This window comes from Marinomonas rhodophyticola (assembly GCF_026113935.1).
Lineage (GTDB): Bacteria > Pseudomonadota > Gammaproteobacteria > Pseudomonadales > Marinomonadaceae > Marinomonas > Marinomonas rhodophyticola.
The window spans coordinates 224,374-241,178 of record NZ_JAPEUL010000012.1 but is presented as its reverse complement, the minus strand read 5'-3'; the positions used below and the strand labels follow the sequence as shown (position 1 = coordinate 241,178).

Sequence of the window (16,805 nt, the reverse complement as noted above, 5' to 3'; positions counted from 1 at the left end):
ATGTTAGAAACCATCAATCCAACCACAGGCCAAGCCCTACCACCGAAGTTCCCGTCATTAAGCTTAGAACAGGCACACGCCACCATCGATAAAGTGGCGAGCGGCTTCGCCGAGTGGAAAGTCAAAAGCTTTGCTAAGCGAACGGCTGTGTTAAAAGCCGTAGCGGCTTCGTTACGAGACAACCAAAACGAACTGGCCAATTTAATGGCGTTAGAAATGGGCAAACCAATAAAAGAAGGCCTTGCCGAAGTGGAGAAAAGCGCTTGGTGTGCCGACTACTATGCCGAACACGGTGCCGATTTTTTAGCGCCTGAATCGCTTGAATCCGATGCCAGTCACAGCTATGTGCAATACCCGCCTCTTGGTACCGTATTAGGCATCTTGCCTTGGAACGCGCCAGTTTGGTTGGCATTACGCTTTCTGGCTCCAGCCTTAATGGCGGGCAATACTTGCGTGCTAAAAGCGGACCCGAATGTGCCTGCCACGGCAAACAAATTGGTCGAATGTTTTTATCAAGCTGGCGTACCTGAAAACGCAGTCGCCAATCTGGCAGTACCTAACTCGGTAGCCAGTAAAATGATCGATCACCCGAAAGTGAAAGCCGTGTCGTTTACGGGTTCTAGCAAGGCAGGCCAGTTCATTGCCTCGCAAGCCGCAGCGGGATTAAAACCCGCCGTATTAGAGCTTGGCGGTTCCGATCCTTGTATTCTGATGGCCGATGCAGATTTAGAAAAAGCCCTCGACATTATTACCTTGTCGAGGATGATTAACGCGGGGCAATCCTGTATCGCTGTGAAGCGTTTGTTTGTTGAAAAATCCATTTACAACAAAGTCTGTGAAGCGCTGCGAGAACGCTTTAGCAAACTTAAATGCGGTGATCCAAGAGACGAAAATAACAATCTAGGTCCATTGGCGAGAGAAGATTTGCGTGATCAGCTGCATCGCCAAGTATCGCAAAGCATCGACGCCGGTGCACGCTGTTTAACAGGAGGCGATTTGCCATCTCGTTCGGGGTTCTTTTATCCACCAACGTTATTGGTCGACGTCAAACCCGGCATGACGGTGTTTGAAGAGGAAACCTTTGGGCCAGTGCTCAGCGTGACGCCGATTGAGACTATTGATCAAGCGCTGGAACTGGCGAACGACACGGAGTATGGCTTAGGCGCCAGCATTTGGACTAGTAATCAAGCGACCATAGATCGAGCCATTGAAACACTGGAGTCAGGACAAATTGCCGTCAATGGCATCGTAAAAAGCGACCCAAGATTGCCATCGGGCGGGATTGGTAAATCCGGTTATGGTCGTGAGCTTGGCCCGCAAGGCATACGCGAATTTGTCAACGTGCAACAGATTTGGATTGCTTAGTATTAAATTGCTATTATGCTTAGAAGTAATAAAAAGAGTCTCTCTTCACACTTGAGGCTCTTTTTTATGTGTTCAAACACACTAAAAAGTAGCAAGAGTAATGAGCATGGAACCGCTGCCATATTTAAAAACCATCGAACTTAAAAGAGATTTAATCGACTCTTTTGAGGTTTACCCTTTCTCTATCCCTGCGGTAAAGGAACTGGATTTTATTGAGTTCGATAAAGCAGTCACTATTTTTGTTGGGGAAAATGGCAGTGGCAAATCCACCTTGCTCGAGGCCATTGCAGTGAGTCTGGGATTCAACGCAGAAGGTGGCACAAAAAACTTCAACTTCGGTACACGCACAACTCATTCAGATCTACATAGTTATCTACGCCTTTCAAAATCTTTTAAACGCTACCGAGATGGTTTTTTTCTGAGGGCAGAAAGCTTCTATAACGTTGCCACTAATATTGACGAACTCGATGAGGATCCTGCACCAGCGCCATTTATTAAAGACAGCTATGGCGGAAAATCGCTGCATCAGCAATCTCATGGTGAATCCTTTCTCGCACTTATGTTGAAACGTTTCGGTGGCAATGGCCTTTATCTTCTTGACGAGCCTGAGGCTGCCCTCTCGCCGACAAGACAACTGGCCGTATTGAGTCGAATGCATCAACTGATAAACAACCAATCTCAATTCATTATAGCTACACATTCACCAATCCTTATGGCCTACCCTGGCGCAAAGATTTACCAAATCGATAAAACCGGCATTTACCCAGTCAAATACGAAGACACCGAACATTACGGAGTCACCAGAGCCTTTTTAAACAATCCTGGGCCAATGCTAAAGGAGTTATTTTCAGAAAATTAACCCCAGCAATCTCTTCTCCTCAGACTATTGCGCTTACTCATTATACAGACGTAACATTAAACGCTTTAATAACGCATTAGGGATTAGTATGACATCAGGCAAAATCACAGTTGCCATTGTATTTGGCGGACGCTCAGCCGAACATGAAGTATCATTGCAATCGGCTCAGAATGTTATTCGCTCCCTTGATCCAGAGCAATTCACTCCTGTGCTAATTGGCATAGACCGGGATGGACGTTGGTTTCTGAACGAAGAGTCTATTCAGTTATTCCATGCAGATAATCCAAAAGACATTTCCCTCAACGTGTCCTCCCCTCAAGTTGGCCTGATTCCTAATGGACCAGAAAGACAGCTTGTTCGCATGGACAATAAAGAAGTACTTGGGAAAATCGATGTTCTATTTCCTGTCCTGCATGGTCCCTACGGTGAAGATGGCGCCATTCAAGGATTAGCCAAAATGGCGAATTTACCCTGCGTTGGTGCTGATGTAACAGCCAGTGCTATCGGCATGGATAAAGACATAATGAAACGTCTTTTACGTGACGCAGGAATCCATAACGCCGAGTTTACAACACTCTACCATTGGCAAAACGAATGGAATGTCGATGCTATCGAAGCCCAATATGGCTACCCAGTTTTTGTCAAACCATCAAACATGGGATCGTCAATTGGGGTAAGCCGAGCAAACAACAAAGAAACACTCATTCAAGCCATAACCAATGCTTTCCAATACGATCAAAAAGTACTTGTAGAAAGAGCGGTAGAAGGACGTGAATTGGAAGTGTCTATCCTTGGCAATGACAAAGTAATGGCCTCATGTGTTGGCGAAATCATTACCCGTGACAAGTTTTACAGCTATGAAAGCAAATACATTGACGCAGACGCAACCGAATTGAAAATCCCTGCCGGCATTAGCGCAAACCAAACGGCCAGAATTCAAGCCACAGCCATTCAGGTCTATCAGCTACTTGGCTGTTCAGGACTGGCACGGGTAGACATGTTTTTAACGCCCGATGACACCATTTTCATTAATGAGATCAATACACTGCCTGGATTTACCAACATCAGCATGTACCCCAAACTGTGGGAACATTCCGGCATATCACAACAAACGCTGGTGACCCAATTAATAGCGCTCGCCATAGAGCGCTTTCAACAAAGACACAAACTTAAAGTCTCACGATAATAGGATATTAATGAACGCAATCAGCCAACAATACAATATGAAAGGGATGCTCATAACCAATCACGAACTAGAAGTTCCTTTGGATTGGAAGGCCCCTAACAACAGTCCAAGCATCACGCTGTTTGCTCGCGAGGTGGTGGATGTAAACCGCGCCGATGATGAGTTACCTTTATTACTATTTTTACAAGGTGGCCCTGGCGGCAAATCCCCTCGCCCTATGCCAGGTTCCCCGTCATGGATGGTAGAAGCCTTAAAAACGCACCGCATTATTTTAATCGATCAACGTGGTACTGGCCGCAGCAGTCGGATCGATGCCAATCTAATTAGTAAATTGTCTGCCGAAGAAGGCCGTGATTATCTGCTTAAATTCCGCGCCGACAGCATAGTGGCCGACTGCGAGCACTTACGTAAAACGATTTATGGCGGCCGTTTATTTGAGACATTGGGTCAAAGCTACGGTGGTTTTATCACTCTGGCTTATCTATCCCAAGCACCTGAAGGCCTAGCAGCGTGTTATGTAACGGGCGGATTAGCTGGGCTAGAAGAATCTGCACAAGAGATTTACCAGTTAACTTACCAACACGTGATCGATAAAAACCAAGACTATTATGCTCGCTACCCAGAAGACGCCAAGGTTCTGGCAAAGGTTGCACAATGTCTAACCAACGAGAAAGTGCTTTTACCTGATGGCGACCAACTCACCCTTGAACGATTTCAAAGCATCGGCATCCTGCTGGGGATGGGACCGGGCATTGATCAGGTACATTGGTTAATCGATGAAGCCTTTGCTGGCAGTGATAAAACGCGACTTAGCGATGTATTTTTAGAGCAAGTCATGAATATAACCAGTTATCACGAAGCCCCTCTTTTTGCGGTCATCCATGAAAGCATTTATGGCCGACCTAACGAAAGCACAAGTTGGGCCGCACAACAGCTCCGTGAGCAATTTAGTGAATTTGACGTCTCCCATTCGCCTCTGATGTTAACTGGCGAAATGATTTACCCATGGATGTTTGAGCAAATTGCATCGTTACGACCTTTTTCGGGCGCGGCAAATGCCCTAGCCAACTATAGGGATTATACGCCCTTGTACGATCTAGAGAAGCTGTCAAAAAACAAAGTACCTGTGGTGGCAGCGGTGTATCACAATGACATGTATGTGCCGCGTGAACTGTCATTAAAAACCGCCAAGCAAGTCGCTAATACTCAAATTTGGCTTACTAACAGTTATGAGCACGATGGCGTGCGTCAATCGCCAGAGGTGTTCTGCAAACTGCGTGAATTACTGTCAGATCAAGGTGGTCCGTTAAAGCCCTAAACACACTCGCTCTTAGGTTATGCATTTTTTCCGCATTATATTTAGCAACAAACCGCTAAGCTGTTAGCATTGCACACAAATTAATAAGGAGTTTTTATGAGTCACCCGCTAAACCTAACGGTTAATGACATTCAAGGCAAAAGCGTCGATTTATCCACTTATCAAGGCAAAACAGTTTTAATTGTCAACGTCGCGTCTAAATGCGGATTAACGCCACAGTACGAAGGCCTTGAAGCCTTATACAAAAAATACCATGAGCAAGGGTTGGAAATTCTTGGGTTCCTGGCGAACGATTTTGCAGGACAAGAGCCAGGCAGCAATGAAGAAATACAGCAGTTTTGCAGTCTAACGTACGACGTCACCTTCCCCATGTTCAGCAAGATTGTTGTTACTGGTGAAGACAAGCATCCTTTGTACAAAAGCTTGATTGCTGCGGCACCTGTTACGCCAAATCGTGATGCTATGGTCACCATGTTGGCCGGTCATAAAATAGAAGCAACTAAAGCGCCTGAAGTGGTGTGGAACTTTGAAAAATTCTTGATCACCAAAGAAGGCAAAGTTCATCGCTTCTCGCCAGATGTGACACCTAAGGACGATGCGCTTGTGGCGGAGATTGAAGCCGACTTATAGGCCTTCAATCCTAGAAACTTTATGCATCAGGATCATGCCAGCTTATCTTTAAAAAGTAGGCTGGCATTTTTTTATACGGTGACTTCTAAGAATACGTTGAACATATGAACAATCAAATATACGATTATTCATATATTTTAACACTTGGTTGAACTGTAATACTGTAATAAGAAAGACAGCGAATGTATTGTAGACGCTGATGATAAACAGGTCATTAGATCAGACTAAGCACTCTCATTGCACCATGCGGCTCTTAATCGAAAAGAGTAAAACATTCACTCACGTTATCAATAAAGAGAACACCATGAGATTACTGGTATTTTTAGGAAGCGTTCGAGATAGCACTCCCCCTTCTCCTGCCAGACTGGGCGAACGAGTCGCTCTTGCCTGCGTTAACTATCTTGAAGAACATTTTTCTGATCTGTCAGTTGAATTGATCGACCCGCTAAACTATCCACTGGATACAATTTTTAAGCCCCATTTTTCCTACCATCAAAACAAGGTGCCAGAGCAATTGGATGCTCTCGCCACAAAAATCGCCCAAGCCGATGCTTATGTGATGATTAGTCCAGAATACAACCACTCTATGAGTCCAGCACTCGCGAATCTTCTCAACCACTTTGGCGCATCGCTGTTTTCTTATAAACCCAGCGCCATTGTTACCTATTCTGCTGGGCAATGGGGTGGCGCACGCGCGGCTGTAAACATGCGCACTTTTTTGGCAGAGCTTGGCTGCTTGCCCGTATCGGCCATGATACATATTCCCAAAGCTCAAACGGTTTTTCAGCAAAATGGCGACTATCTACAAGACAAAGAACACTGGCAAGATTATTTAGGACGTACTTTTAATCAGCTCTGGTGGTGGGCAGCCGCGACGAAACAACAGCGTGAAGTTCTTGACCCACGCACATTGGTAAAAGATTTGAAGCGAGATCCCTCACAGCGCAATGCACCAAACAGCCACTCCAGCTGACCGCTCAGACTTGCTTGAGGAAAGATAGACGTCGCAGTGTTTTCATGCGGCGCCAAGTTTTGCCATTCAGTTTTTTATAAATCCACAGACAACCAATATCGAAACCGAAGTAAAACACGCTGATCCCACTCGGTGGATTACTGCTAGGAATAAAAGAAATCTGGTCGAACCAAATATCAGGCCAAACCCAGCACTGATAATAGGTGCCCAGTAATTCTAAATACACCACCATGTAAAACATGAGAAGAAAAAACAATTCATTGCCAGGGATCTTTTTCAAAAAGAAGAGAATACCCAACATACAAAGAAAGCCAAATACGTCTTTATCAAACACCAACCATAGGCTGGAATAAACCACCATCCCCCAATACAGAAACGACACAATGCGTGTCTTGTGGCGCTGGATAGTTTTTTCTTTTTGCAGAGAAAATACAGCAGCATAAATAAGGCTATGACCAAGGGGAACATAAAGCGGAACGTTTTCCAGCCGATATTCATACATGCCCAACAGAATAGAAAAAATCACTTCGCCAAGAAGTGCCAGTACGACACCGTACAACATCAATTTTTTGATTTTGGACGTAACGCGAGAATACACCCACGCAAAGCAAAACAGCACCAAGCCATTGGTGGCCCATTGAGTGTATTGAACTTGCTCAGCCAACGACTGGCTATCAAGAAACAAACCAAGCCAGAGCATCAAGAGCACAGGCATATAGATGGATTTATGTTGAAGTTTCTGAATCATTTACGAATGATAAATAAAGTTGGCAATAGGCACCATCAAAAACACACAGCTTACGGCGACCGCTTACGATTGATATAACGCTTTGGCGTAATACCCGCGATTAACTGACATTCTCGCGTCATATGCGCTTGATCAGAAAAACCATACTCAAGTGCAAGCTCCGCGAGTCTAGAATGGTGTTCAGTTTGCTGCAAGGCCAACAAAACGGCCCGAACTCTTCTCAATCGCTGAAAGTACTTTGGCGACATACTCAAACGACACTGAAACTGGCGCTCTATTTGACGCTGGCTAAGTGGAAGTACCTCTAACAAATCGACCCTCGAAGATTGCTGTAACAATTCTATCGCTTTCATAACAGGATCCTGAATGTCTGCCATACCAAAAACAATTTGGCTAAACGCCTTTTCCAATAAATCGATACGCTCTTGAATGCTCGTACAGTCTTGTAATTGTATCAACAAAGATTGAATAAATTCAGACGTTTGCAGTGAGTCCGTCTTGTCATGTTGTTTTGTCAATTTTGTCTGAAATAAGCGCCCCATTCGGGCTGAAAACGCACACCTACTAAATCCGTTCCAGACGGTAAATGAATTAGATGAAGTCCCGTTGATTCGTTGGCTGGAACATCACCTGATCTTGACATTCCTGCTTGTCAATCAGCACAGGCACTCCAAGGTTAAACAAGATTCCGCTACCTGCATCCGCAACCAAACGGCGAGTCACGCCTTGTTGACCGATTAGGACTTGTGCCGACCAAATAGCCTGTACCCATAAAGAAAGCCGCCCTTGAGGAAAATGGATCTCGAACAACAAGGGCGATGACATGTTAATCCTCTAACTTACTATGAGCAGAAACCGCTTATTTAACGAAAACTGCCAACCTCTGGTTTAAAGACTTTTACCATTCGATTCCAACTAGCAATAGCATTTATCGCAATGGTTAAATAGGTTAATCCAGATTCACCAAAATTGGCTAGCATTTCTTCGTAATGAACATCATCAACAGAATAACCTGCTATAAGATGCTCTGCCCAAGCCAGAGCTTGACGCTCTTGATCAGAAAATAGTGGAGAATCTTGCCACGCACTCAAAGCGATCATACGCTCAAACGTTTCACCCATTTCGAATGCTTGTGAACTATGCATATCCAAGCAAAAAGCACATTGGTTTATTTGTGATACACGAAGCTTCACTAGCTCCAATATAGTCTTACCTAAGCTGGGTATTTCAGCAAATTGCTTGCCTAAGATTTCCTCTTGCTTTAGTAAAAGCTCGAACGCTTGTGGTGCTGCAGCAAAATAATTGATTCGATTTGACATATTAAGACCTCCTCAAAAAATACATTTGAAGCTTGATCCTAACGACTAGGGATCGGTATTAATTGAAGAAATTCGACATTTTGCAAGAAAGAGTAAAACACACCAAATGGATGAAATGGCATCAATTTAGCGTGTTTTATTTCGCTTTCTCAATTAAGTCACTTACTTAATAAATTGCTCCGCCCAAAACGCCACTGGCGAGGCGATCAAAATAGTCAACGCGACTCGCTGATACCAAACAATCAGCATTTGCTTAATGCTTAGCGGAATCTCGGTCGACAAAATACAAGGAATCGACGCAGAGAAGAAAAGAATCGATGAAATAGACACCACACCAACCACAAACTTCACCACGAATACGCTTTTCGCAGCGATCAACGCTGGCAAGAACATTTCAGCCAAGCCTGTTGCAGATGCTGTGGCCACCATCATTGGATCGGGCAATTGTGCGATCCATGCGAATGGGTAAAACAAATAACCAATCCATTCAAATACCGGTGTGTATTTCGCCAATAACAAACCACACAACCCAACAGACATAATAGAAGGCAAAATACTCATTGCCATTAACATGCCTTCTTTGATGTTTTGTAGAATGTTACGAGCAATGGGAGCGGCATTGTTCGCTACTTCCAGACCTTCTAATGCAGCTTGTTTGAAACGAGAATGCTGGAACTTTTCCACTTCACGACTTTCTGCCGTATCGTCCATTTTGCTCAGCGGGAATAATCTCACTGTGATGGCAGTGACCACAAAGGTAATCAATAAGGTTGCCCAGAAAAAGACGTTCCAAACTTCCATCAAGCCCAAGGTTTTCGCGACGATCACCATAAAAGTAGCGGATACTGTAGAAAAACCCGTCGCAATAATGGCCGCTTCTTTCGCAGAATATTGACCTGATTTATAAACGCGGTTGGTAATCAACAAACCAATAGAATAACTGCCCACAAAAGACGCCACCGCATCAATTGCCGATTTCCCTCGGCGTTTTAAACAAGGGTTTCATAATTGGCTGCAACAGCACGCCAGCAAACTCAAGCAAACCGTAACTAATCAGAAACGCCAGAAACACCGCACCAATCGGCACGATCAAACCAACCGGCACCACCAATTTACTAAACAAGAAAGGCAACATGTCTTTTTCGAATAAAAAAGCAGGCCCAACTGAGAAGAATGCCATCGCAGCCGTTACCACACCCAAAACTTTAAAAATCGACAAAACTGTTTGAGTTTTACTGGCTTTCCAATTCCCAGAAATAAACGGATAGGCACCGCCAGCCAACACCACTAAAATAGCGTAGATTTCCGTCATTTGAGCGTAGTCACCACGTAACCAAGACACAATATGATCAAGCGGTATGGTTTCTTTTCCACCGACGCTGATCGGAATGAAAAAAACAAAAATACCAATGCAGCTATAGGCAATGAGTTTAAGAAGAGACAGTGGAGACACGGCTCCAGACTTTGGATCAGTAGCATTCATGTGAAGACTTCCTATGAGAAGGTTATTAATCACAAGATAAAAAGCAACAAACATACCAACATGTATATACATATAAAAATACGCTAAAAATGCTTATTTTCTCTTAGGACTAATATTCGATTATTGTTATTTTGACCATCAAGGCTGAGAGAATCGCACATAATAAGCGCAAAATAAAGAATTATGCGCTTAATTGAATCACAACTACCTGAAGCAGATCATCACAAAAAAGAGGAAGGATTTTTTTATCTGAAGACTAAATTTTTAAGTTGTCTATACATAAAGACTCAAGATATGGATTGTCTGATCAGCTCCTCATATTTCGCCAATAAATATTCGACTTGATACTGACTCACATCGGGGGCTTTAACATCATTCGCGACAACAGACTGAATCAAGTCCACGGCTTGTTTCGCTTCATGGTGAATGTCTTTTAGATCACTTTGATAAAGATATGGCATATCATTGCGCTGATCGCCAAACAATTCAGGATAAACCTGCCTATTCGGCAATACCGGCACACAACCAAGCGCAACCGCTTCCAATACCGCAAGCCCTTGAAACTCGTGCAATGCGGTAGACAACACAAGGTCAGACGACGCCAGAAAATCTAGGTAATCCGCTCGACTCGGCGCGTAGCCAAATTGCCTTATTCGGTGGGCGAACTTGGCATGGATAAGATCAAATTCTTTTGGAATAGAACGAAATTGCTCGCCGAGAATGGCTATGTCATAGTCTATTTGGCGACGCTCTAATTCTTCTAAAATCGCCAGTAACCGGTCTGGCCCTTTGTCAAACTCCCAACGTGCAGACCATACCAAGCGGACACGACCAGAACGCCCCGTGGCCCCTTTCAATTCTGCACAATGCGCAATATCCAAAGGCACAGGCAAAACCTGTGCTTTATCTTCGGTGTTATTGAGCCAATCTGGAGAGACATAATCCGGCAGCTTCTTCAACAAGGCCCGAGCACCGGCAAAAAAAGACGCTTTATTAAACTGGCTGTTGAACACACAGCAATCCGCCGCCAAAGCACTGTATAAGGTCACCATCTGCATTTCTATTAAGCCTTGTTGCTTATCGCTGGCTGGGTAAGCAAATTGGTTTTCATGGAAATACAGTATCCAAGGAATATTCTGCAAATCAGGGCAAAACGCCTTTAAGCCAACGCAATCCGTCATCGATGTGGCAACGACCAAATCGTAGGACTTTTCTAAAATGGACTTAAATTTTGGATCAAACGCAAAGCTCATGGCATTACCGCGAATTCGCCATGCGAAATGTCGAGCGGGCAAAGACAAATACTCCCAATCGTGCTGACTCAGCCCTTTCATTAAGGTGTGCGCCCATGCTTTATGGCTGCTGGCTTCATAAGCACTTATCAATAAAATTCGCACCGTACTTTTCCCACTCATCTGTTTAATTTTGCGTTTGCGGCTGGCTCATCAGAGTTGGGTCGAATATCATGTAAGCCAGTAACACATTCTTTGAGGAAAACCATGATCATTCAACGCCACGACGAAGATATTAACACGCCAACAGGCACGATGCGCTGTACCGTTTATCACCCTAAAGCAGACGGCCGCTTTCCATGTATTTTCTTCTATTCCGAGATTTTCCAACAAACCGCGCCCATTGCGCGTTCCGCTGCCATGATGGCGGGCCATGGCTTTGTGGTGATTGTTCCAGAAGTGTTTCACGAACTTAACCCCATCGGCACAGTGTTAAGCTATGACGATGAAGGTAAGGACAAAGGCAACGCAGACAAATTTACCAAAACCCTAGAAGCTCATGATAGCGATACGGTGGCCATGCTAACGCACTTCGAACAACAAGCTTACTGCACAGGACAATTCGGCTCTATGGGCGTTTGCTTGGGTGGCCATTTAGCGTATCGTGCGGCGCTTCACCCTCGCATTCAGGCGTCTTTTTGTTTGTACGCGACAGACATTCATTCAAACACCATCCCTTGCAACGAAGGCAATGACTCTTTCACGCGCACCAAGGAGATTCAAGGGGAATTAGTCATGGTGTGGGGCAAACAAGACCCGCACGTTTCCACGGTAGGACGTCAGAAAATTTACCAACAATTGATCGATACGGACCGCCTATTCACTTGGCATGAATTCAACGGCCAACACGCTTTTATGCGTGACGAAGGCGATCGTTACGACCCTGCCCTCGCCTTAGAATGCTACAACAAAGCCGTGGCGTTATTTCAACGCACCTTGCATAAAGCTTGATCATTCAACACTCACACTCAACGACAAGAAACGAGGTGAGCTTATTGCTCGCCTCGCCACATTGGTGTCATCTGGCACTCGCCTAGCTCACCCGAAATCCACATATCACCATCTTGAATCGTCACATTCAATTGCATAGATCGAGTGCAAATCTTCGCTAAGGCTTCCACTTGCACCTCAGGGAAACGCAACACACGCATGTTCTCAAAGCGGCTGTTTTTGCCTTTGTTTTGTTCCCACCAGATGTCCGATTTATCATTGTAGTTTACAACAATCACTTGTTGCGCTCGGCCGCACGCCTTGCGCAAACGTTTCTCGTCTGGCTGTCCTAGCTCGACCCAAAGCAAAATTTCATCAGAGTAATTCTTCTGCCAAAGATCTGGCTCGTCTTCGGTGCTAATACCTTTACTGAAACTCAACTGCTCGCTGCCTTCTTTCTCATCAGCCAATAAAGCAAACGCCGCCAAACGCACCATCATGCGTTCTTCCGTTTCAGAAGGGTGTAATGCCAAGGTCAATTCATAACTTTGGTAATGGTTTCGATCCATATCGGATACTTGAACCGATGCTTTATAAATTGTTGCTTTCGTTGCCATGCGCTCACTTACTAGGTTTATTAACGATGAAAAAAGAGGAACCAGAAAATCGCGACGAATTGTACAGCAAAAAACGCCGCTAATACCGCACTAAACAGACTGTTTTTTCTCGTCATAAACGTATTTGTTAAGCCCAAAAAAAGAACTGTTATTTCGATATAAGTGATTGACATAAGGCTCAAAAAAAGGCTCAATGAAAAAGCTCATTAATGAGCAAAAATTACACAATGCATTACGCAATCAATACAACCCAAAGTTAAGGAGAAGCACAATGACTATTTACACGCTACATCATTCTACTTCCTCCATCGCTACTCGAATTAATAATCGAGTACGTAAAACTTTGTCCACGCGTTCAATGCCTGTGTAATACACCATTGACCGCGGAATTTACGCGGTCACCTCTGTAAGAAACACCCCGTAAGTTCCGCCAAAACACACTATTAAATGTTAATTTTGGAGAAAACTTATGAGCATCATCGCCCTATTCAACGCCGCTAAAGAGTATTTCGAAGCTCGTCGCACTAACCAAGCTTTTCGTCAGCTTGACGATCACTACTTAAAAGACATCGGCTTCTACCGCGACAACGGCCACATTCGTCCATTGGCTGGCAACAAAGATTTAGACAATGAAACAAAAGGCCACGTTCAAATACCACCGGGTGAACAACCGAGCGACGGGTGACGAGAGCGTCACCTTAGAAAGACTCTAAGGTGACGGTAAACCACTGGGCCGGATAGCCAAAACGCCTTTTACTACAGTGTAGTAAAAGGCGTTTTTTATGGTCTTTAAGACCCCTTCTAGTCTCTGTTTTAATCCACTCTTTAGTCATTAGGCTCATTACAGGGCATCAGAACGATGCGATTAAACCGGATCACTAACAGACTATTTACCCTCATGATCTTTCAGCAAATCACTTTCTGTGACCTGACCATTCGTTGCTTGCGAGATGCGCCGGATGTATTTTGCTGGAGAGCGCTTATGAACATGCAACCAATTCCAAACATGAGCTTGTTTCACTCCTAGCATTTTAGCGAGCGCCGTTTGACTCCCTACAATTTCGACCGCTTTAGCGATGGCTGACATATAACCTCCCTTAACAACCTTTACTGTATCTAATGACAGTTTTTATTGTTTGTCAAATACAGATAAAGTTGTAATCATTCCCATCATGAGTATTGCAGATCGCGTTAGACAAAAAAGAACCCAACATAGACTAACTCAAGCCGAGTTAGCGAAGCGTGTTGGCATCACACAGCAATCTCTGCAAAAAATCGAAGACGGCAGAACACAAAACCCACGCAAATTACTGAATTTGGCCAAAGAGCTAAACTGCAGCCCAGAATGGCTACAGCTTGGAACCACAACAGAAGTCAGAGAAAGTAGCTCACATTACAGTAACGACAGCGCACCACCTACCTCACTGAGCCAACACCAAAGACCTATTATTAGCGTCTTTCAAGCGGCGCAATGGTCTAACCATTCACAGGCCATCGAGCCGCAGGCTTATTTAGACACGCCGCCAGATACCTCCCCCTCTGCATTTTGGTTAAAGGTTATTGGCGATAGCATGACATCAACCTCAGGTATCAGCATCCCCGAGGGCTATTTGATACTGGTGGAGCCAGATCGTACGGCTAAAAACGGCGATTTAGTGGTGGCGAAAATAATTACCCACAATGAAGTGACGTTCAAAAAATTGGTCATAGACACTGGGCATACCTACCTAAAACCGTTAAATTCGAACTACCGCCCCATTGAAGTCTCCGAAGGCTTAGTCATTATTGGTGTGGTGACACAAGCTCGAGTGTTGTTCTAAATCGCTTGCAAAAGCACCCAGCAATTTAGCGTGACATTTCTGTATAAAATAACAAAAACAATATTAACTGTTGACGCGCATACAGCATAAACTGTATTTTGACTGTGTCGATAACAATCAAAGGATAGAAATTATGTTAATTCTCACTCGACGCCCTGGTGAAACCATTCACATCGGGGACGACACGGAAGTCACCATTCTAGGAATACAAGGCAGCCAAGTTCGGGTTGGCATCAAAGCACCTAAAAAAATCAGTGTGCATCGTGAAGAAATTTATCAGCGCATTCGAGCCGCTGAATCACAAGAAAATGATCAAGATCAGAACGGCAAATCACAACCCGCCTAATCTGTGTTGATAAACACCTAAAAATGCGAAGTGGCAGCCCCAACCAAAGCAAAAAACTGGTATTGGGGGCTCACTTCTCAACAAAACACTGTCATTTATTTAGTCTATTATTTAAACAAGCACATTATCCACATCATAAGTACCGTTAAACAGCTCAAATATCTTACCGTCCAAATTATCCTTGGTTAGGATAAACAGTATTGACTTAGCCACATCGGCACGCGGAATCGCCATTTCTTCACGACTATTGGGTCGTTTTACGGTGATTTTTCCCTCACCCTCGTCATTCGTTAATGGACCTGGACGAACAATGGTATAAGGCACGCCAGACACCATTAAATATTTATCTGCCATGTATTTGGCGACCAAATAAGGCTTGATATCCGACTCAATGGAATCAGGATTATCGGCACCAATGCTGCTTAGCATAATAAACTGCTTAACTTGATTGTCTTTTGCGTAATCCACCGCTTTTTTGGCAGCCCATAAATCAATTAACAACGTTTTATCTGCACCCGTCGCACCTCCTGAGCCTGCCACAAAAATAACATTACTCACACCAGCAAAAGCGAGACTGAAATCCCCTTCTAAATCCGCTTCCATGACCTCGAGTTCATCACTTTTAAGGTGCGCCAATTTACTCTTGTCTCGTACCAAAGCTCGAACTGGCTCGCTCGTTTCCACCAATGCTTTTGTGATTAACTGACCAATTTGGCCACTTGCACCAATAACTAATGTCTTGTTCATAGCTTGCCTCCTTTAAGTCCCAAGGAAATGACCCTAACTTAACACCGCCATCGCCTTATCAAGTCTTACTTTTAACTATAAGGACATAGCCACCAGATAACACCCCAAACAATCAACTTGCATATTTACTGGACATTAGGTGTTTATTCTTAAAGAAAAAGAGCGTCGAACAAACCATCACACAACCCTCATAGAACTCATACACTTACTCACAAAACACTGCAAATCTCGACGCATTCCTGACATCGAAGAAGTCCTACAATCCAGCCGAATTTACTCCTCAGGAAATGGGCCATGCGTCACTGTTTTTTTGTGTTGCTTATGTTGTTCTCGGTATGTGTATCAGCAAGTTACTACGATGGAACGGAAGGCCTTAGCGGCGATGCATTGAAATCCAAATTACACAGTATCATCGATGGTCAACAGCCGCTTAAGTACACCCAAAGCGGCAATACCGATTGGTACGATGGTAAAGATATAGACGTGTGGGAAGCCTTGGTTTATACCGACTCAGCCTGCCCCAGCGAGCAACCCAAATGCGGCCTTGTGCAAATGCTTTACCTTGATGATGTAAGGCACATTGACCAAGCGAACCGAGGTAAAAGCAATGACGACTCATGGGACAGAGAACATGTTTGGCCAAAGTCGCGTGGCTTTGCCAAACAAAGCCAAGACGGTTACACCGACCTGCACCACTTGCGTCCCGCTGACCGGAACATAAACGGCGCGCACAGCAACTATGGGTACGCCGTGGGTGGCACACCGTTTTACGACACCTTAGGCGATGGCAGCAAAGTCTACAGCGGCACTTATGTGGACAAAACCAATGAATCCTTCGAACCCACCGACCGAGCCAAAGGCCAAATCGCCCGCATGATCTTCTACATGGCGACACGCTACGAAATTGGCGACAACGCCCCACCGGAAAACATGCCAGACCTACGCATCGTCAAAGGCAACGAAAAACAAAGCGGAGAGCCGACCATTGGCGACTTATGTACGCTGGTTAGATGGAACGAAGAATTCCCAGTAACCGACTTCGAAAAACGCCGTAACGACCGAGTACAAAAGCTGCAAGGCAACCGAAATCCCTTTATCGATCACCCTGAGTTTGTGGATAAGATCTGGGCAAGTCAGTGTTTATAAAATATTAGTGATGGATGATGCTGGCG

21 protein-coding genes are annotated in these 16,805 nt (G+C 44.5%); 11 read left to right on the top strand and 10 right to left on the bottom strand.

Going from position 1 to position 16,805, the window contains the following annotated elements:
* The 6 genes from ONZ52_RS23280 to ONZ52_RS23255 all read left to right on the top strand — a co-directional run bounded on the left by ONZ52_RS23280 (position 1) and on the right by ONZ52_RS23255 (position 6,331).
* Positions 1-1,365 (top strand): NAD-dependent succinate-semialdehyde dehydrogenase, encoded by a 1,365-nt coding sequence (locus tag ONZ52_RS23280; protein WP_265220955.1) that lies wholly within the window; start codon positions 1-3, stop codon positions 1,363-1,365.
* A 106-nt stretch (positions 1,366-1,471) separates the two neighbouring features.
* Positions 1,472-2,224 (top strand): AAA family ATPase, encoded by a 753-nt coding sequence (locus ONZ52_RS23275; RefSeq protein WP_265220954.1) that lies wholly within the window; start codon positions 1,472-1,474, stop codon positions 2,222-2,224.
* An 88-nt stretch (positions 2,225-2,312) separates the two neighbouring features.
* Positions 2,313-3,410 (top strand): D-alanine--D-alanine ligase, encoded by a 1,098-nt coding sequence (gene ddlA, locus ONZ52_RS23270; RefSeq protein WP_265220953.1) that lies wholly within the window; start codon positions 2,313-2,315, stop codon positions 3,408-3,410.
* A 10-nt stretch (positions 3,411-3,420) separates the two neighbouring features.
* Positions 3,421-4,728: an alpha/beta hydrolase gene (locus ONZ52_RS23265; RefSeq protein WP_265220952.1), complete on the top strand. Its 1,308-nt coding sequence runs from the start codon at positions 3,421-3,423 to the stop codon at positions 4,726-4,728.
* Positions 4,729-4,824: 96 nt separating this feature from the next.
* Positions 4,825-5,358, top strand: coding sequence for a glutathione peroxidase (locus ONZ52_RS23260; protein WP_265220951.1), 534 nt, complete (start codon positions 4,825-4,827; stop codon positions 5,356-5,358).
* Positions 5,359-5,662: 304 nt separating this feature from the next.
* Complete coding sequence (locus ONZ52_RS23255; RefSeq protein WP_265220950.1) at positions 5,663-6,331, top strand: NADPH-dependent FMN reductase; 669 nt, start codon at positions 5,663-5,665, stop codon at positions 6,329-6,331.
* A gap of 4 nt (positions 6,332-6,335) precedes the next feature.
* Here the strand turns inward: ONZ52_RS23255 and ONZ52_RS23250 are convergent, their stop codons facing one another.
* The 7 genes from ONZ52_RS23250 to ONZ52_RS23220 all read right to left on the bottom strand — a co-directional run bounded on the left by ONZ52_RS23250 (position 6,336) and on the right by ONZ52_RS23220 (position 11,278).
* Positions 6,336-7,079 (bottom strand): hypothetical protein, encoded by a 744-nt coding sequence (locus tag ONZ52_RS23250; protein WP_265220949.1) that lies wholly within the window; start codon positions 7,077-7,079, stop codon positions 6,336-6,338.
* 50 nt (positions 7,080-7,129) lie between these two features.
* A complete protein-coding gene (locus tag ONZ52_RS23245) occupies positions 7,130-7,597 on the bottom strand; it encodes a helix-turn-helix domain-containing protein (protein WP_265220948.1) in 468 nt (155 codons plus the stop codon).
* 73 nt (positions 7,598-7,670) lie between these two features.
* Positions 7,671-7,904, bottom strand: a complete 234-nt coding sequence (locus tag ONZ52_RS23240; RefSeq protein ID WP_265220947.1) for a hypothetical protein — start codon at positions 7,902-7,904, stop codon at positions 7,671-7,673.
* 38 nt (positions 7,905-7,942) lie between these two features.
* Positions 7,943-8,398, bottom strand: coding sequence for a carboxymuconolactone decarboxylase family protein (locus tag ONZ52_RS23235; RefSeq protein WP_265220946.1), 456 nt, complete (start codon positions 8,396-8,398; stop codon positions 7,943-7,945).
* Positions 8,399-8,560: 162 nt separating this feature from the next.
* On the bottom strand, positions 8,561-9,346 hold the full coding sequence (locus tag ONZ52_RS23230) for a YjiH family protein (protein ID WP_265220945.1): 786 nt from the start codon (positions 9,344-9,346) through the stop codon (positions 8,561-8,563).
* Between the two features lie 16 nt (positions 9,347-9,362).
* Positions 9,363-9,881, bottom strand: a complete 519-nt coding sequence (locus ONZ52_RS23225) for a hypothetical protein (protein ID WP_265220944.1) — start codon at positions 9,879-9,881, stop codon at positions 9,363-9,365.
* 287 nt (positions 9,882-10,168) lie between these two features.
* Positions 10,169-11,278, bottom strand: a complete 1,110-nt coding sequence (locus ONZ52_RS23220) for a tRNA-queuosine alpha-mannosyltransferase domain-containing protein (RefSeq protein WP_265220943.1) — start codon at positions 11,276-11,278, stop codon at positions 10,169-10,171.
* Positions 11,279-11,380: 102 nt separating this feature from the next.
* On the opposite strand from ONZ52_RS23220, the gene ONZ52_RS23215 reads away from it, so the two are divergent.
* Entirely contained in the window at positions 11,381-12,124 is a 744-nt protein-coding gene (locus tag ONZ52_RS23215; protein ID WP_265220942.1) for a dienelactone hydrolase family protein, read from the top strand.
* 41 nt (positions 12,125-12,165) lie between these two features.
* Here the strand turns inward: ONZ52_RS23215 and ONZ52_RS23210 are convergent, their stop codons facing one another.
* Positions 12,166-12,720 carry a YaeQ family protein gene (locus ONZ52_RS23210; RefSeq protein WP_265220941.1) on the bottom strand — a complete coding sequence of 185 codons (555 nt, stop codon included), beginning with the start codon at positions 12,718-12,720 and terminating at the stop codon, positions 12,166-12,168.
* Between the two features lie 469 nt (positions 12,721-13,189).
* On the opposite strand from ONZ52_RS23210, the gene ONZ52_RS23205 reads away from it, so the two are divergent.
* Positions 13,190-13,405: a DUF1127 domain-containing protein gene (locus ONZ52_RS23205; protein WP_111608824.1), complete on the top strand. Its 216-nt coding sequence runs from the start codon at positions 13,190-13,192 to the stop codon at positions 13,403-13,405.
* A 201-nt stretch (positions 13,406-13,606) separates the two neighbouring features.
* Here the strand turns inward: ONZ52_RS23205 and ONZ52_RS23200 are convergent, their stop codons facing one another.
* The gene (locus ONZ52_RS23200) at positions 13,607-13,807 is read right to left on the bottom strand and encodes a helix-turn-helix domain-containing protein (protein ID WP_111608825.1); all 201 of its coding nucleotides are present in this window, start codon (positions 13,805-13,807) and stop codon (positions 13,607-13,609) included.
* 85 nt (positions 13,808-13,892) lie between these two features.
* On the opposite strand from ONZ52_RS23200, the gene ONZ52_RS23195 reads away from it, so the two are divergent.
* Both ONZ52_RS23195 and csrA read left to right on the top strand, forming a co-directional pair.
* Complete coding sequence (locus ONZ52_RS23195; protein WP_265220940.1) at positions 13,893-14,540, top strand: LexA family protein; 648 nt, start codon at positions 13,893-13,895, stop codon at positions 14,538-14,540.
* Between the two features lie 133 nt (positions 14,541-14,673).
* A complete protein-coding gene (gene csrA, locus ONZ52_RS23190; RefSeq protein ID WP_265220939.1) occupies positions 14,674-14,886 on the top strand; it encodes a carbon storage regulator CsrA in 213 nt (70 codons plus the stop codon).
* Positions 14,887-14,997: 111 nt separating this feature from the next.
* Here csrA and ONZ52_RS23185 read toward each other — a convergent pair whose 3' ends face one another.
* The gene (locus ONZ52_RS23185; RefSeq protein WP_265220938.1) at positions 14,998-15,633 is read right to left on the bottom strand and encodes an SDR family oxidoreductase; all 636 of its coding nucleotides are present in this window, start codon (positions 15,631-15,633) and stop codon (positions 14,998-15,000) included.
* Positions 15,634-15,927: 294 nt separating this feature from the next.
* Here ONZ52_RS23185 and ONZ52_RS23180 point away from each other — a divergent pair, with 294 nt between their 5' ends.
* The gene (locus tag ONZ52_RS23180) at positions 15,928-16,779 is read left to right on the top strand and encodes an endonuclease I family protein (protein WP_265220937.1); all 852 of its coding nucleotides are present in this window, start codon (positions 15,928-15,930) and stop codon (positions 16,777-16,779) included.
* Positions 16,780-16,805: the final 26 nt, after the last annotated feature.

Excerpts from the sequence above, each read along its gene's own strand:
- ONZ52_RS23265 (WP_265220952.1), top strand. The coding sequence starts at position 3,421 with ATGAACGCAATCAGCCAACAATACAATATGAAAGGGATGCTCATAACC.
- ONZ52_RS23180 (WP_265220937.1), top strand. The coding sequence starts at position 15,928 with ATGCGTCACTGTTTTTTTGTGTTGCTTATGTTGTTCTCGGTATGTGTA.
- ONZ52_RS23235 (WP_265220946.1), bottom strand. The coding sequence starts at position 8,398 with ATGTCAAATCGAATCAATTATTTTGCTGCAGCACCACAAGCGTTCGAG.
- ONZ52_RS23210 (WP_265220941.1), bottom strand. The coding sequence starts at position 12,720 with ATGGCAACGAAAGCAACAATTTATAAAGCATCGGTTCAAGTATCCGAT.
- ONZ52_RS23255 (WP_265220950.1), top strand. The coding sequence starts at position 5,663 with ATGAGATTACTGGTATTTTTAGGAAGCGTTCGAGATAGCACTCCCCCT.
- ONZ52_RS23275 (WP_265220954.1), top strand. The coding sequence starts at position 1,472 with ATGGAACCGCTGCCATATTTAAAAACCATCGAACTTAAAAGAGATTTA.
- ONZ52_RS23205 (WP_111608824.1), top strand. The coding sequence starts at position 13,190 with ATGAGCATCATCGCCCTATTCAACGCCGCTAAAGAGTATTTCGAAGCT.
- ONZ52_RS23225 (WP_265220944.1), bottom strand. The coding sequence starts at position 9,881 with ATGAATGCTACTGATCCAAAGTCTGGAGCCGTGTCTCCACTGTCTCTT.
- ddlA (WP_265220953.1), top strand. The coding sequence starts at position 2,313 with ATGACATCAGGCAAAATCACAGTTGCCATTGTATTTGGCGGACGCTCA.
- ONZ52_RS23260 (WP_265220951.1), top strand. The coding sequence starts at position 4,825 with ATGAGTCACCCGCTAAACCTAACGGTTAATGACATTCAAGGCAAAAGC.
- ONZ52_RS23240 (WP_265220947.1), bottom strand. The coding sequence starts at position 7,904 with ATGTCATCGCCCTTGTTGTTCGAGATCCATTTTCCTCAAGGGCGGCTT.
- ONZ52_RS23200 (WP_111608825.1), bottom strand. The coding sequence starts at position 13,807 with ATGTCAGCCATCGCTAAAGCGGTCGAAATTGTAGGGAGTCAAACGGCG.
- ONZ52_RS23215 (WP_265220942.1), top strand. The coding sequence starts at position 11,381 with ATGATCATTCAACGCCACGACGAAGATATTAACACGCCAACAGGCACG.
- ONZ52_RS23195 (WP_265220940.1), top strand. The coding sequence starts at position 13,893 with ATGAGTATTGCAGATCGCGTTAGACAAAAAAGAACCCAACATAGACTA.
- ONZ52_RS23250 (WP_265220949.1), bottom strand. The coding sequence starts at position 7,079 with ATGATTCAGAAACTTCAACATAAATCCATCTATATGCCTGTGCTCTTG.
- csrA (WP_265220939.1), top strand. The coding sequence starts at position 14,674 with ATGTTAATTCTCACTCGACGCCCTGGTGAAACCATTCACATCGGGGAC.
- ONZ52_RS23185 (WP_265220938.1), bottom strand. The coding sequence starts at position 15,633 with ATGAACAAGACATTAGTTATTGGTGCAAGTGGCCAAATTGGTCAGTTA.
- ONZ52_RS23280 (WP_265220955.1), top strand. The coding sequence starts at position 1 with ATGTTAGAAACCATCAATCCAACCACAGGCCAAGCCCTACCACCGAAG.